The following is a 14,762-nucleotide window of genomic DNA, read 5'->3' as shown; positions in this document are numbered from 1 at the left end:
TCTTTTGTAGAGACGGCGATTTATCGCGTCTTTGTGATGATTTATCGCGTCTTTGCGATCTAGAATTTTCATCGCAAAATCTTAACCGAACTATATTGGCTAGTTGAGAATTCTCTTAGCCGATCGCTTTTTGTGAATAATTCTAAAAAATTAAAACCCGCCAGCGCGGGTTTCGATTGTATGGTTGTCCGAATTCTAGTCACCAAAACATAATTTTAGTTGGCTAGTTGCGATCGCTTGATCTTGACCGAGGTATCAACAATCCAATATATGTACTGACAGCAAATAGAAGATACTTTGCTATTAACGATCGCAGAGATTAAACAGCGTCAGCAGCAATCTTAAATACCCATTATCTTTCAGTAACACAGGTCAATAATTAGTTATATTCGTTACCTGTATGTTGCTATTAAACTTGCTTTTTACCTAATAGCGAATTCTCAGGCAATTGCCAAGAAGACCCTTGACAATAGACATAACCATTTGTGATGGAAATACCAAACATTTGCCGCATGATTTTGGTAGCTTCTTTTCTCTCTTCATCTGTCAAGTAATCTTGACCTTTGAAACCTACTCGATAACGTTGAGGATTACCACCAGCATCCACATAACGCTGTTTCCCAATTTCTAAAATTTCTTGGAACCTAGCATACTTTTGTTTTTGCTTTTCAGTCCAATTTGCCATAATTACAAGTCCCAACTAATCGGAACAATATCACCCTTTTGTAAAACCGTAGCGGTAAGACTGGGCTGGTATCTTTATGTACCAATTGCCACTATCTTCATCATAGAACCTATTACCAAGTAAACCGAGAGTAATAAGTGCGTTAATAATCAAGTATTGCGCTTCACTCGCTGACATTAAGGATTACTCTATAAATTGACTTTAGCATTTCTAAAAGAAAGCGATAATATTTTCCAAGTCCTAGCAAATTAATCTACAATAGAAGTAAGAGTTCACAGTCAGACCATTCCCCTCTATATCAATGGCTTAGATATGTGAACATAAGTAATAAAACAGCATTTGGGAACAAAATGATACTCATTTTACGTCTTATGAGTGTCTTGCTTCTGATTTGAGTAACACACATTAGCAGAAGACAAATTCTGAGGAGCGATGTCTATGACGGGCTGCACCTATCCGATCGCACAGACTTACGATCATATATAAGTACTTTTATCTGCGGAATACGCCTATAGACAGGTTCAAAAACAGTCAGAAACAAACTCAGTGAATCCTCGTCATTAAATACATCACATACACAAAGGACAACCCTCTTATGACTCGCCTACATCAATGGAAATCTGGAACTGCTGCACTTATGGCAATAGCAGTTACTACAAGCGTCATTAGCCCTCTATTGAGCTTGGCTCCTGCTAATGCTCAATACAGAATTGGGCAAGACAGAATTGGACAATATGGAAACGTTACTATTCCTTCTGGTGTTGCTTTACCTGTCACCTACGAAAAAGAAACAATCACTATTGCTCCTGGGGAAAGTAAGTCTCTAACCTTGAGAATAGCGAACGACATTATCGACAGAAATAGAAACGTCTTAATTCCTGCTGGTACTAAAGTAAATGGACGGCTAGAATCTGTTGACTTAGATAGTTATTCCAGAGATACAAGAGATGATGATAACCAAGGAAAAGGCGTAAGGTTTGTCGCTCAAGAATTAGAATTTTCTAATGGTCAGCGTCAGTCGATTAATGCAACTTCTCGCACATATACCACAACTCAAAAAGTTTCACAGGGGCCCAGCACAGGTCAGGTTTTAACTGATGCAGCTATTGGTGCGGGTGCTGGTCTTTTAGGTTCACTAATTACTGGGAACCGCAGAGTTGACGATTTAAAACCTGTTCTCGGTGGAGCTGCGGGTGCAGGTGCGAGTGTCCTGTTGCGGAAAAAAGAAGGAAATGCTTTTGTCCTCAGACCTGCACAGGATTTAAGGCTCACACTGAATTCTAACTTGAATTTAGTACCACCATCTCGTTACTAGATTTAACTTCATTCAAGTTGTGAATTTAATCATTCCTTATATGCGATCGCCACTTTAACTATAGTGTGCGATCGCTTTCACTTTTAACCATAAAAAATCTATTTATCAGCAACTATTCTATCTCTGCATCGTCTTACTCAGTATTGATATTTATTAGAACACTGATTTAATTGTGTTCAGAGTTAATAGGGTGATTACACTACTAGTTTTTCAAGCTAGTTTGTGGGTTTGTAGTAAGCACTTTAGTGCTTAGAAAATAAGGACTGAAGTCCTTAGTACGAGCTTGTTTACTCCTCAATTTAAACTTGACAGACTACTACTTCTATTACCTACTTCGTTTGACAGAGACTTCTTGATTATGACTGTATGACTAAGGTAATGGTTTTTACAAAAAGCAGAGAAAATTGGGAACCTTATACTTTAGTAAATGTCTAATTAATTAACAAGTAAAAAATTAAATTGAACTGGAGTAAAACATTATGTTTAACTTAAATCGTTGGCAATCTAAAACAGCTGCACTCATGGCTTTAAGCGTCACAGTTGGTACTGTAGCGCCCTTCATTACAGCTGCACCTTCTTTTGCTCAAACTACTTTTTCTGATGTTTCATCTAACTATTGGGCAGCACAATTTATTCAACAATTGTCTCAGCGAGGCGTAATTGCTGGATTTCCTGATGGCACCTTCCGCCCTGAAGAAGCGGTGACACGCGCTCAATTTGCCGCTATGGTCAACAAAGCTTTCCAAAAAGCACCGCAACGGCAGGGAATCAATTTTGCTGATGTGCCTAGCAACTATTGGGCATCCAGTGCAATTCAGCAAGCTTATACCATTGGTTTCTTGTCAGGTTATCCTGGAAATCGCTTTGAGCCTAACCAGGCTATTCCCCGTCAACAAGTTTTGGTTTCCCTTGCGAACGGTCTGGAATATAGTCCCAGCGGCAATACTGAAAGCACTCTGCAATACTTCAATGATGCCTCTAACATCGCTAGCTATGCCCGTAGCCCCATCGCAGCTGCAACTGAAAAGCAAATTGTGGTGAACTATCCTAATGTGAACTTCCTGAATCCAACTGCAACCGCCACTCGCGCTCAAGTAGCAGCTTTTATCTATCAAGCATTAGTTAGTTCTAATCAAGCCTCTGCAATTAACTCGCCCTATGTCGTGGCTCTTGGGTCTACTACCCCAACACCTGTATCAGTCACAATTCCCCAAGGGACTGCTATTCCTGTGAAGTATGACAAGGCAGAAAAAATTCTGGTTACAAAGGACGAAACAGCGCCTTTGACATTGACAGTATCCCAAAACGTAGTTACGCAAGACGGATCTGTAGTGATTCCTGCTGGTAGTCAAGTTATTGGTCAACTCAAACCTGCTACAGGCGGTTCTCAATTCGTTGCCGAGAAACTAGTCTTGACCAGTGGTCAAGAGTATCAACTTAACGCTAGTTCTGACGTGATTACCAAAACTGAAACCGTCAACAAAGGTACTAGTACTGGTTCAATTATCAGAAATACCGTATTGGGCGCAGGTGCAGCTGCGGCGGTATCTGCTGTCACAGGCGATCGCGCCATTGCCACAGAAGAAGTCTTGGGTGGCGCTGGTATCGGTGCATTGATTGGTCTGTTCTTCGGCAGAAATAGCGTTGACTTAGTAGCAATTGACCCAGATACCGATCTACAAATGACAATCAATCAAAACTTGTTGGTTTCAGTAAGATAGTTATGAGTTAGTTAGGAGTTAGGAGTTAGGAGTGAGGAGTTATAAATTGAAGCCAGTTTTTAATTGAAAACTCCAAACTCCAAACTTCAAACTCCTAACTCACGCCTAATGTGAATTAGAAAAAAAGGCGGGAGAAGTAAGAAGATAAAAGTTACCAGCTTTTCAACTCAGACTCCCCCCATGACTAGCATAGACTTTGGAACACTATTAACGACAATCTTTGTAGTGGTAGATGATTGGTATCAAAAGCAAGTAAAAAATACAACACGCCTAAAGCCAGGGGTGAAAGCAAGCATGAGCGATAGTGAAATCATGACACTGTTGCTAGTTATGGATTATCTGCCATTTCCAGGAGAAACGCAGTTTCTGGGTTTTATCCGTGGGAATTACAAAGAATGGTTTCCCAATTTACTTGACCAAAGTCAATTTAATCGTCGGTTACGCAAATTGGATGGAATGCTAGAGAAGTTACGCCGCAGTTGGGTGGAGCAATTGGTTGGGGAAGGTGAAAAATATTTCCTTCTCGACACCAAACCCTTACCAATACTGGGACTCAAACGTGACAAGCGATATAGCGATTTTGCGGGCAATGCTACCCCTGGTTGGTGTGCTGCCAGAGAAATGCGTTATTTTGGCTACAAGCTGGTTATGCTGTCAACCTGGAATGGAATTCCTATTGCTTATGATATCGTGCCTGCTAATACAGATGAGAGAATTGCTGCCGAGGGTGTTTTAGAAATGGTTAGATAAGAGTGATATTTACGCAGATAAAGGATTTATCTCTGCTGATTGGCAGGCTGCGATCGCTCATCGCACTGGTAATCGCATCTGGACACTAAAGCGCGATAACCAGCATCTTCAACATTCCCATGCTTTGAAGCGCTTTATCAGTCGTGTTCGTCAGCGTGTGGAAGGTGTTTTTCACGAAATTCAAAACACTGGTCGTAAGGAAAGAACGCTTACTCAACAAAACTGTTGATGGCTTTTGTGTTCATATTGCTGCCAAAATTGCTTCTCACACACTACGTTTATTGCTCCGTCGCCGTTTTGGTATTGATGTTCTCACTTTCCAGTCCCAACCTATTTAATTCACATTAGACGTAACTCCTAACTAAGTTTCCACTTCGGGCAACCAAATAATAAATGTAGTCCCCGGCGCATCGGGTGAAGTTAGCTTAGAGTTGATTGCAGGGCTGAAAACCTCGATTTCGCCCTGCATTTGCTCTATTAATTGTTTAGCGATCGCTAACCCCAAACCTGTGCCGGGGATTTCTGTTTGCGCTTGTACACCCCGATAATGACGTTCTCCAAGATGTTCTAAATCTTCGGGTGGAATCCCCGGCCCGTTGTCACTGATAATAATTCCTTGAAAATTAGCTTTTTCTTGCCCCGCCTGAATCAAAATTTTGCCACCAGTAGGAGTGTATTTCAAAGCATTATCGATGATGTTAGTTAATACTTCTCGTAATGCTTTGACGTTGGCACGTACTAGAGATGAATTTTGTTGAATTTCAGTTATTAGTTTTAGCTTTCGCTCTTGAGCGATCGCTTTGGCTGATATTAATAATGGTTCTAATATATCCGCTAGCGAGCAGTCAACTGCTTTATCTCCCGTTCCTGGCAATAATAACGGTGGTTTAGCGTCTTTTTGGATAGTTGCTTCTACAAATACTTCATCTTCTGCAAGATGTAGTGGTGCTAAATCTGCCTCTGTCAAGTCAATTACTTGATCAAATTGTTGCAGTAATTCTTGGAGGCGATCGCTTTCGCGCACAATACTACTTGCTACATCCCGATTGGCATCTGCTGGTCGTAGTCTTTTCAATAGCAGTTTGCCAAAAGTCCGCAACGCCGTTAATGGGTTACGAAACTGATGCAAAAGGTTATCTAACAAATCCCGCTGTTTTTCTTGGAGAATTTGTTGCTCACGCAACTGCTGCTCAAACCATGCTCGTCGTTGATCTAAAATACAAGCGATCGCTAATGTTTGAGCTATTCGTTGAATCTGACTTTCCTCGTTTTCATTCCATGCCCGGTCTTGCCTACTTGTCACCAGTAAGCCCATCATCACACCCTCATAAATTAGAGGTAAAACAATTTGGTTTCCACTAAATAGGTATTCCTCTTTGAGATGGGGTTGAGATGCATCTGGTATCTCCGAACCCTGTGATGAGGTTGGAGATTCTGATCCTGCTGTCAATAATTTTCTCTGATCATTGGGTAATACAAACACATTTCCAACTTGAAGCTGCTTGTGTGCTGTCGCCTCAGCAGTTACCTCCCCTGGCGGTAATAATGCTGTTTCCGGATAAATCACCACAGGAATAAGTTTTGCATCGCCTGAAGGAGTCTCTACCAATTCTTGTGTTAGGTACACAATACTTAAAGTTGCTCCCAGCCCTTGGGTTAGTAGCGCTATTTGCTCTCGACATAGAGCAAGAAAATCGGAACTGGCAGACATTAACATTTTTTAGCTCTTGCTCAAGATTACAGATTTTGAGGCATGATGTAAGAGAGGATACTTAATTTTTACCTCACTCATTTAATAAAGCTTAACTAAAATTTTCTCAGAGATGGTTTGTACCAGGGGATTATATCTTTAGGTGGTTTTGTTTTATCTATGTTCAAAGATATTAACTTTCTTACATGAAAAGGTTAAAAAGTATTGATATTTTGAACTAGAACTTATATAATGACGACGGATTTTGTAGCTATCACTACAATCTATAGCTTGAAAGAGGAGGACAATAGATTGGCAAGGAGACGCAAAAGGAAGAGTCGTCGTCGTCAGGAAGGACGGCGAATTTTGGAACATGTGCCTCAATATAGCATCGAAAGTGGCGAAGAAAAGCCTGTGACAGCAGCGAGAAGATTCATTCAAGCTGAAGGGATTTTGCCACCGGCATTGCTACTCGTAAAGCGAAATGAACACACCACAGATCGTTATTTCTGGGCAGAAAAGGGACTGTTTGGTGCTCAATACGTAGAGGAAAACCATTTCTTGTTTCCTAGCTTGAGGGTGTTAGAACCTTCGCCAGGTCAAGAACCTCTTGCTTTAGCTAGTCGGTGAACCATAGATGGTCATCTTAAGCATTGAGTGTGGCTCCTGACTATCATTAACTGGCAAAATTGCTAAGTTTATGCAAAATTTAATTTTTTTTTAGTTTGTAGCTGATTTGCCAGTCAGTCTAGTCCAGGTAGTTGGAAAGTAAACTTGTCTCAAGCCACGCTAGATTGCATGGGTTGATACTATTTTGATGATGCAGAAGGGAGTAGGTATAGAGCCAAGCGCGTTTAAAAGCGCTAGTGAAGTTGCGCTCTATGCCGTAGATTGTTAGGCAAGCTCTGTCAATGAATTTAAGTTAATTAATTTAAATTTTTTCCCCACAACTTGTGTCGTGGGGAAAACTGACAAAGCAGCAGTCTTGATTTCCTCCTTCCTACTTTCCATTGCCTAAAGAGTAGGTCAGGTCAGAAGTCTGCATATCATAGTTAAAAGATGGTCACAAAAATCAACAATTATATCCCAGGCTTTAGCTGTAGAGTCCTCTGTAACTCACTGAGTTCATCTCGATGGGCAACTACGGTTATCTTACTTGAGGAGGTTTGTTCGCTCTGAGTTGTTTCTACTTTGAGCGAAACCTTCTCAAGTCTTTCAGATTTTTTCCAATAAAATAGACCACTTAAAGGCGACAGCAGTACCATAGCCAGAACAATGGTACTAAGTCCAGGAAAAAGCAGGTATACCACCAAAGATAGACAAACAATCCCAATAGCTGCCAGTAAAGTTAGAAATATAGCTAAGAACCAGCTGGGGCGAACATTACCTTCAAAAGTCACCTTGTTTTGTTCTCGGTCTACCGCTGCCACTCGGTAAGACCGCGAGCGAAAATACTCTTTTAATTGAGACATTAAAACAGCTTCGTCTTGCTCAGATACCAGTTGCGCTGTTTCTATGCGGTCTTTAGTCGAGGCACGAATAAAGAAAAACAGCCCAACGGATAACAACAAGGTTAACAGGAACGTAGATGGCAGAATAGCAGTATCCATAACTAATTGTTAGTGTTTGACTGGAGGAGACTTATTCATTATCAATTATTCGTTATACCAATTTGAACAACGATTGCGACAAATGGAGCGCCAAAAAGCAATTATTAGGGACTCTTCCACAATCCAAAATCCAAAATCCAACATCCAAAATCGGATTACTTTGTCCTCCTATTGATGTAGTCTTGCCAAAGAAAAGCTAAATCCTGACCTTGAACTTGCCATTCGGGAGAAACTTGGTACATACGCCTGGGGCGTCCCCGTCCTTCGAGTTTCTTCCAATATCCAGTGATTGCCCCTTGATCTTCCAGAAATTTGATTGCACTGTAAAGTACGGTATCTGAAAGCCGGTAGATGGGATATTCAGTTTCTAATTGCTCGATCAACTCGGTTCCGTAGGATTCACCTTGTAATAAAACAGACAGGATGTAACAAACTGCTAGTTCTTGACAAAGGTAAGTTGGCGGAGGATTTTCAAAGAATTGATATATATCCTCAAGTTTCATGGTTAGTGAATGGCTAAAAAAATGCCTTATGGTAAGGTCTACAATCCTTGTAGTCAGTATACAGTGCTACTACCAAGTGAGTAATACAGATAAAGCTACTTAGACTAGATATCCATTGTGTAAACACCAAATAATCACCCACACCTGTGAAGTTGTGGGACGGGTTTGCGAGTTTTAGGGGCAGAAAATAATGTATTCCTACCCAAGCTCGATACAGTGTGGTGAGGAGCGAACAGATAGTTGCGACCTCACTATCTTGGTGTCAAGTGATGCCGAACTAGTTAGAACCGCTTAAGCAATAAAATGCCATCGAAGAAATTTTACAGGTAAAATGCTATTTTGTCTGTAAAAGTTAATAAACACTTTGTTTTACAGTGATTTTCCCAATGCGAATTCTAAAAGCTTACGCTAGGGGAAATGTCTGGGTTAAAGCTGCTACGGCAGTGGAAACACTTAAGCAGTAACCATTATTAATTTTTTCAACAAGAGAATCTCTTGTGTCATTTGGCAAGCGTGATAGTAAATTGATCAAAGAAGACCTAAAGGCGGGGGGAAAGAAGACCTGACTTTTCACGTTATATGGAAAAGCTAACGATTAACCTAATACCCTAAACCCCTTCCCAATGCGGGAAGGGGAAAATTCAAAGTATGTTTCCTAGAAGGAAGAGATTTAGAAAGAGGTTTTCCAGATAGCATAAAAAGTCAGAAAGAAGATGGGGAAACGCAAAGGTGAGGGGAAATAACTCTCCGTGTCTCCGTATTCCCCCGTCCCCGTGTCCTTTAATCAAGCGCCCAGCACATTGGTGAACTATGTCACAAACTCCCGATGCCCCATCATCTTCCTCAACTCTCCGGGCTATTGCCCAAACTTTTCGCCTTACAGGTTGGATTAGCTTCTGGATTCAGCTAGTACTAGGCGTTGTTTCTAGCATAATTGTGTTGCTGTTCGCCATCTTTAATCAAAGAACTGGCAGTCCTAGTAATAATCCTGGGACTGGCTTTGGCGTATTTTTAGCAATTTGTGGATTGGTTGTTTTGGGTGGGGGCATTTATTTAGCTTACCGTTACACCAGAATTGGTAAGCAATTGGAATCCTCTAATCCCAGCAACCGCCCTCGGAAAAGCGAGACTGTGCAAGTATTACGCTTAGGGCTGTGGGTGAATTTAGGGGGAACGTTGGTGACTCTTTTAGGGGCGCAAGCGATCGTTGGAACACTGGTAGCAAGATCCATATCTCCTCAAGCCATAACTACCCAATTTTTTGACCCTACCCGAATTATTAGCGGTTTAGATATGCTTGTTGTACAGGCAAACACCAACACTGTCTCAGCGCATTTTGCAGGGCTTGTGGCATCGCTTTGGTTACTGAATCGCATTAACCGACCTTAGAAAACCTTAGAAAGAGGAGTCGGCAGAAAAGGTAAAAGTCAAAATCAAGTAATTCTTTTGACTTCTTTCAAAATCAGTATATGCTGATGTGTTGGCAGGTAGATAATAGGTTAAAAACTGAGAAAAATCTGTGCTGGATATCAAGCAAATACGGGAAAATCCGCAATTAGTTCAAGAACGATTGAATAGTCGTAGTGGTAAATACGACATCGAACCGATTTTACAGTTAGATCGGCAACAACGGGAGCTTGAAGGGACGCGTAGTCAACTCCAAGCCCGTAGCAACGAAATCGGTAAAATTGTCGGGCAGAAGATTAAATCTGGGATCGATCCTCAAGACCCAGAAATTCAAGCCTTACGGGATGAAGGGAACTCTGTCAAAGCTACATTGAGCCAACTGGAACCCCAAGAAAAAGAACTCAAAGCTGAAATTTCCCAACTTGTGTTGGCACTTCCCAACTTGCCAAGCGACTCTACACCCCTTGGAAAGAATGAGGAAGATAACGTAGAAGTGCGCCGTTGGGGTGATGAGTACATTCCTCAAAATCCTAATATTCTCCCTCACTGGGAACTTGGCGAAAAGCTTGGTATTCTCAATGTTGAACGAGCTGTAAAAGTTGCCCAAAGTCGCTTTGTGACATTGATAGGTGCTGGTGCGGCATTGGAGAGGGCATTAATTCAATTTATGCTGACTCTCCATACTCAAGCTGGGTATGTGGAAGTCAGTCCGCCGCTGTTAGTGAATACTGAGTCTTTGACAGCGACCGGTCAGTTACCCAAGTTTGCGGAAGAAAGCTTTAAATGTGCTGATGATGACTTATGGCTGATTCCTACGGCGGAGGTTCCAGTTACAAATCTCTACCGTGGTGAAATTCTCGCTGCTGAAAACTTACCTATTTACCACTGTGCTTTTACTCCCTGTTTTCGCCGTGAAGCTGGTAGTTATGGGCGCGATATGCGGGGATTAATTCGCCTCCATCAATTTAATAAGGTGGAAATGGTGAAATTTGTCGAACCCAGTACGTCTTTTGATGAATTGGAGAAATTGGTGGGGAATGCAGAAGCAATTTTACAGGCATTGCAGTTGCCTTATCGAGTAGTAAATTTAAGTACTGGGGATTTGGGATTTGCCTCTACCAAAACTTATGATTTAGAGGTTTGGTTGCCTTCTTCTGGCAAATACCGCGAAATTTCTAGCTGTTCTAATACTATAGATTTTCAGGCGCGACGGGCTGATATTCGTTTCAAAGAGGCGGGGAAGAAAGGCACTCAGTTCGTACATACCCTCAATGGTTCGGGTTTGGCTGTGGGACGGACGATGGCAGCAATTTTGGAGAATTATCAACAACCTGATGGGACGGTGAGGATACCAGAAGCGTTGCAACCTTACTTGGGACGTGAAGTTTTATAGTTTGTCATTAGTCATTTGTCCTTTGTTATTTACCGATGACCAATGACCAATGACTAATACCCAATACTCAATGCCCAATTAGAATGGAGATAACTATAGCTTAATATTTTCACTAATTTGCTCTATGTCAGTTTTAGCAGCGATCGCAGTCTTGGCTGTTTTGATCTTGGTACACGAGCTGGGACATTTTGTTGCAGCACGTTCTCAAGGCATTCTCGTTAACCGTTTTTCTTTGGGTTTTGGCCCAGTTCTTTTAAAGTACCAAGGTTCACAAACCGAATATGCTGTCCGCGCTTTTCCCTTGGGCGGCTTTGTGGGCTTTCCAGATGATGACCCCGATAGCGATATTCCACCCAATGACCCAAATCTGCTGCGTAACCGTCCAGTTTTAGACCGGGCGATCGTCATCAGTGCCGGAGTGATCGCAAATTTAATATTTGCCTACTTAGTGTTGGCTCTGCAATTGGGTATTGTTGGTATTCCCAAGGAATTAAACTATCAAGCTGGTGTTCTTGTACAGCCTGTTAATCAAGAATCTGTTGCATACCAAGCAGGAATTCGGGAAGGAGATATTATTCTGGCTGTGAACGGTCAGGAACTCCCGGCTTCTGATCAGTCAACTCCTTTGCTGACAAAAGAGATTCAAACTCATCCCAATCAGCAAATCGAACTGAAAATTCTGCGTGAAAACCAACAACAAACCCTGAAATTAACACCAAAACTAGGAGCCGATGGCAAAGGTGTAGTTGGTGTGGCACTTAGTCCAAATGCTACAGCAACTTATCGCCGTCCTAATAGTCCTTTTGAAATTTTCGGTCTTGCTGCTAACAGGTTTCAACAATTATTTGTTGGTACACTCAGCGGTTTTGGCCAGTTGATTACCAACTTTCAACAAACGGCCGGACAAGTTTCTGGGCCAGTTAATATTGTCAAAATAGGTGCAAAGTTAGCTGAGGACAATAGTGTAAATCTGTTGTCTTTTGCCGCAATTATCAGCATTAACTTGGCTATTATCAATATTTTGCCTTTGCCAGCTTTGGATGGTGGACAACTCGCTTTTCTGCTGATTGAAGGTTTACGCGGTAAGCCTGTGCCTAGTCGCATTCAAGAAGGTGTAATGCAAACAGGTTTGGTGCTACTTTTAGGGTTAGGAATTTTTCTGATAGTCAAAGAAACCACCCAGTTAACTAGCCAATTGGAATGGGTACAAAGATTGTTTCAGTGAGTATTACCCGCAAATCGTTATCTAAAAAGCAGCGATCGCTAGAAATTTTAGCTCGTCTGAAGCGTCTTTATCCAGATGCTACTTGCTCTTTAAACTACTCAACGCCAGTACAACTGTTGGTAGCAACCATTCTCTCCGCTCAATGTACTGATGAGCGAGTGAATAAGGTGACACCAGCTTTATTTGGTAAGTTTCCTGATGCTGAGAGTTTAGCGATCGCTGACTTAGTAGAATTAGAAAGTTTGGTGCGTTCAACTGGGTTTTATCACAATAAAGCCAAAAACATTCAAGCCGCCTGTCGGATGATTGTTACTGAATTTGACTCTGTTGTTCCCAACCAAATGGAACAGTTGTTAAAGCTTCCAGGTGTGGCGCGGAAGACAGCAAATGTAGTCTTGGCTCATGCTTATGGCATTAATGCTGGCGTGACAGTAGATACTCACGTCAAGCGCCTCAGCGGACGTTTGGGTTTAACTGAAGCAAAAGACCCCGTTCGGATTGAGCAAGATTTAATGGGTTTATTGCCTCAGCCTGATTGGGAAAATTGGTCAATTCGGCTGATTTATCACGGTCGTGCTATTTGTAAAGCCCGCTCTCCCGCCTGTATTGCTTGTGAGCTTGCCGATTTATGTCCTGCTGTGAATAAGCCAGTGGTTGTAGGGTAAGCGACACAAGTAACCCCAGAATTGATGGAGAGACTGTAGAATGGAGAACGGTGTCTTTAAATAATTTAGAGAATATATGGCGAAAAAGAGCATGATTGAGCGCGAGAAAAAGCGCACCAGGTTGATAGAAAAGTATGCTGACAAGCGGGAAGCTCTTTTGGAAGAGTTCAGAAGTGCAGCATCTCCTTTGGATAAGCTAGAAATCCACCGGAAGATTCAACAGCTACCCCGGAATAGTGCGCCCACCCGCCACCGCAACCGTTGCTGGTTGACTGGTCGTTCTAGAGGTGTTTACCGCGATTTTGGGTTGTCTCGGAACGTGCTACGGGAATGGGCGCATGAAGGTCTTTTGCCTGGAGTTGTTAAGTCTAGTTGGTAGTCAAGAGTCATTAGTCATTAGTCATTGGTAAATAACAAAGGACTAATGACAAAGGACAAATGACAAAATATTATTGACCACAACATTTATCAATTCCCAGACTTTCTAAGAGTAGATCGCTGACGGCGTTGGCGATCGCAAACTCTCCGTAGAAGCTATTGGAAAAATCATAGGACTGCATCTCTGTGACAATGGCAATTACCAGAGAACCAAGGTCATTTTCTCCTTCCATCCGTTGACGCACAAAAATCTGTGCGGCTCGTTGGGCAATATTTTGGTTTACTGCTTCGGGGATAAATTCTGTATCTAGCCACCGTTGTAAGCGTTCTCGTAACCATTCACCTTCGAGCAACGGATTTTCAGGGGGTGGTAGGGTGATGGGTGGAATTGGTTGAGTCATTTTTTTTAACGCAGAGGGACGCGGAGGGAAACGCAGAGGAACGCTGAGGTTGACTGTTAGCATCAAATTGCGTTTCTCTAGTGTTTTTTTATATTTATTTATGCAATATGATATCGCCGCTATTGTTGAGGGCTATGCACAAGGCTATTTTCTCATGGCTGATGAACGCGATCGCCTGAGTTGGTACGGAAGTCGCGATCGAACTTTGATTCCTTTGGATGAACGGTTTCGCTACCCCAAGTCTTTGCAGCGCGTTTTGAATCAAGAACGCTTTACCGTGGCTATTAATCGGGACTTCCAAGCTGTGGTGGCTGGGTGTGCAGACAGAGAGACAACTTGGATTTCACCAGAATTGGAAAAGATTTACTGGCTACTTTACCAGAGTGGTTATGCTTATAGTTTTGAAACTTGGCAAGGTGACGAACTAGCCGGGGGAATTTTGGGGATTGTTATTGGTGGGGCTTTTATTGGCGAGTCGATGTTTTACCGCATTCCCGAAGGTTCAAAGGTAGCGATGGTCAAGTTGGTGGAGAGATTGCGTCAGAAGGAATTTGTATTTTTTGATGCCCAAATGATGAATCCTCACTTGGAGAGGTTTGGTGCTTATCGGGTTGGGGATAAAGAATATCAAGTTTTACTAAAGCAAGCATTACACCGTCCATGTTCTCTAATAATTTAGTCAGACTAAAGTTTGTAACTACTTATTTGTGTTAAACTCTCGCAATTATCGTGTCAACCGTGGATAAAAGTAAGTATGCCTATGGATACTGCTGTTACTGACTTCATTGCCACTCTTATTGAGCGATTGCAAGGTAGTGAAACGCTAGAAGTCGAAGTCAAATTAGCCCAAGGCGGTATACCTAAAAGTCTGTGGGAGACAGTCAGTGCATTTGCCAATACCAATGGTGGGTGGATTCTGTTGGGCGTCAAAGAGTCAAATAATATGCTTGAGGTTGAAGGGCTTTCTAAGAGGTTGTTTGAAAAGTCCTCTTGTCGGTATCAAAAGTTTTAGATCCCCC

At 42.0% G+C, this 14,762-nt stretch carries 15 protein-coding genes and 1 pseudogene; 11 read left to right on the top strand and 5 right to left on the bottom strand.

Features of this window, described 5'->3' with window-relative positions:
- Nucleotides 1-409: 409 nt before the first annotated feature.
- The gene (locus ABF638_RS32565; protein ID WP_181930984.1) at nucleotides 410-685 is read right to left on the bottom strand and encodes a hypothetical protein; all 276 of its coding nucleotides are present in this window, start codon (nucleotides 683-685) and stop codon (nucleotides 410-412) included.
- A 595-nt stretch (nucleotides 686-1,280) separates the two neighbouring features.
- On the opposite strand from ABF638_RS32565, the gene ABF638_RS32560 reads away from it, so the two are divergent.
- The 3 genes and pseudogenes from ABF638_RS32560 to ABF638_RS32550 all read left to right on the top strand — a co-directional run bounded on the left by ABF638_RS32560 (nucleotide 1,281) and on the right by ABF638_RS32550 (nucleotide 4,809).
- Complete coding sequence (locus tag ABF638_RS32560) at nucleotides 1,281-2,000, top strand: conjugal transfer protein TrbI (protein ID WP_435026965.1); 720 nt, start codon at nucleotides 1,281-1,283, stop codon at nucleotides 1,998-2,000.
- 479 nt (nucleotides 2,001-2,479) lie between these two features.
- Nucleotides 2,480-3,721 (top strand): S-layer homology domain-containing protein, encoded by a 1,242-nt coding sequence (locus ABF638_RS32555; protein ID WP_435026964.1) that lies wholly within the window; start codon nucleotides 2,480-2,482, stop codon nucleotides 3,719-3,721.
- 180 nt (nucleotides 3,722-3,901) lie between these two features.
- Nucleotides 3,902-4,809: pseudogene (locus ABF638_RS32550) on the top strand (IS982 family transposase).
- A gap of 23 nt (nucleotides 4,810-4,832) precedes the next feature.
- Here the strand turns inward: ABF638_RS32550 and ABF638_RS32545 are convergent.
- The gene (locus tag ABF638_RS32545) at nucleotides 4,833-6,188 is read right to left on the bottom strand and encodes a sensor histidine kinase (protein WP_435026963.1); all 1,356 of its coding nucleotides are present in this window, start codon (nucleotides 6,186-6,188) and stop codon (nucleotides 4,833-4,835) included.
- Nucleotides 6,189-6,473: 285 nt separating this feature from the next.
- Here ABF638_RS32545 and ABF638_RS32540 point away from each other — a divergent pair, with 285 nt between their 5' ends.
- Entirely contained in the window at nucleotides 6,474-6,791 is a 318-nt protein-coding gene (locus tag ABF638_RS32540) for a DUF3155 domain-containing protein (RefSeq protein ID WP_041566316.1), read from the top strand.
- A gap of 449 nt (nucleotides 6,792-7,240) precedes the next feature.
- Here the strand turns inward: ABF638_RS32540 and ABF638_RS32535 are convergent, their stop codons facing one another.
- Nucleotides 7,241-7,771 (bottom strand): cofactor assembly of complex C subunit B, encoded by a 531-nt coding sequence (locus tag ABF638_RS32535; protein WP_181930987.1) that lies wholly within the window; start codon nucleotides 7,769-7,771, stop codon nucleotides 7,241-7,243.
- A gap of 155 nt (nucleotides 7,772-7,926) precedes the next feature.
- On the bottom strand, nucleotides 7,927-8,274 hold the full coding sequence (locus ABF638_RS32530) for a PadR family transcriptional regulator (RefSeq protein ID WP_069071351.1): 348 nt from the start codon (nucleotides 8,272-8,274) through the stop codon (nucleotides 7,927-7,929).
- An 810-nt stretch (nucleotides 8,275-9,084) separates the two neighbouring features.
- Between ABF638_RS32530 and ABF638_RS32525 the strand changes: the two genes are divergently transcribed.
- From ABF638_RS32525 to rpsN, 5 genes are all read left to right on the top strand, one after another.
- On the top strand, nucleotides 9,085-9,663 hold the full coding sequence (locus ABF638_RS32525; protein ID WP_181930989.1) for a DUF3611 family protein: 579 nt from the start codon (nucleotides 9,085-9,087) through the stop codon (nucleotides 9,661-9,663).
- 130 nt (nucleotides 9,664-9,793) lie between these two features.
- Entirely contained in the window at nucleotides 9,794-11,074 is a 1,281-nt protein-coding gene (gene serS, locus ABF638_RS32520; RefSeq protein WP_435026962.1) for a serine--tRNA ligase, read from the top strand.
- 124 nt (nucleotides 11,075-11,198) lie between these two features.
- On the top strand, nucleotides 11,199-12,299 hold the full coding sequence (rseP, locus tag ABF638_RS32515) for an RIP metalloprotease RseP (protein WP_435026961.1): 1,101 nt from the start codon (nucleotides 11,199-11,201) through the stop codon (nucleotides 12,297-12,299).
- Nucleotides 12,275-12,964, top strand: coding sequence for an endonuclease III (nth, locus tag ABF638_RS32510; protein WP_435026960.1), 690 nt, complete (start codon nucleotides 12,275-12,277; stop codon nucleotides 12,962-12,964). Before rseP ends, nth begins: the two co-directional genes overlap by 25 nt.
- Nucleotides 12,965-13,040: 76 nt before the next feature.
- The gene (gene rpsN / locus ABF638_RS32505) at nucleotides 13,041-13,343 is read left to right on the top strand and encodes a 30S ribosomal protein S14 (RefSeq protein WP_012410383.1); all 303 of its coding nucleotides are present in this window, start codon (nucleotides 13,041-13,043) and stop codon (nucleotides 13,341-13,343) included.
- A 70-nt stretch (nucleotides 13,344-13,413) separates the two neighbouring features.
- Here the strand turns inward: rpsN and ABF638_RS32500 are convergent, their stop codons facing one another.
- The gene (locus tag ABF638_RS32500) at nucleotides 13,414-13,743 is read right to left on the bottom strand and encodes a hypothetical protein (protein WP_012410384.1); all 330 of its coding nucleotides are present in this window, start codon (nucleotides 13,741-13,743) and stop codon (nucleotides 13,414-13,416) included.
- Between the two features lie 100 nt (nucleotides 13,744-13,843).
- Here ABF638_RS32500 and aat point away from each other — a divergent pair, with 100 nt between their 5' ends.
- Together aat and ABF638_RS32490 are read left to right on the top strand one after the other, a co-directional pair.
- Nucleotides 13,844-14,422, top strand: a complete 579-nt coding sequence (gene aat, locus ABF638_RS32495) for a leucyl/phenylalanyl-tRNA--protein transferase (RefSeq protein WP_435026959.1) — start codon at nucleotides 13,844-13,846, stop codon at nucleotides 14,420-14,422.
- Between the two features lie 81 nt (nucleotides 14,423-14,503).
- The gene (locus ABF638_RS32490; protein ID WP_435026958.1) at nucleotides 14,504-14,755 is read left to right on the top strand and encodes an AlbA family DNA-binding domain-containing protein; all 252 of its coding nucleotides are present in this window, start codon (nucleotides 14,504-14,506) and stop codon (nucleotides 14,753-14,755) included.
- Nucleotides 14,756-14,762: the final 7 nt, after the last annotated feature.

It is taken from the genome of Nostoc sp. CALU 1950, from assembly GCF_051172895.1.
In the GTDB taxonomy this organism is placed as follows: Bacteria; Cyanobacteriota; Cyanobacteriia; order Cyanobacteriales; family Nostocaceae; genus Nostoc; species Nostoc edaphicum_A.
The sequence above is the reverse complement of the archived record's forward strand: the minus strand, read 5'-3'. Positions and strand labels throughout refer to the sequence as shown.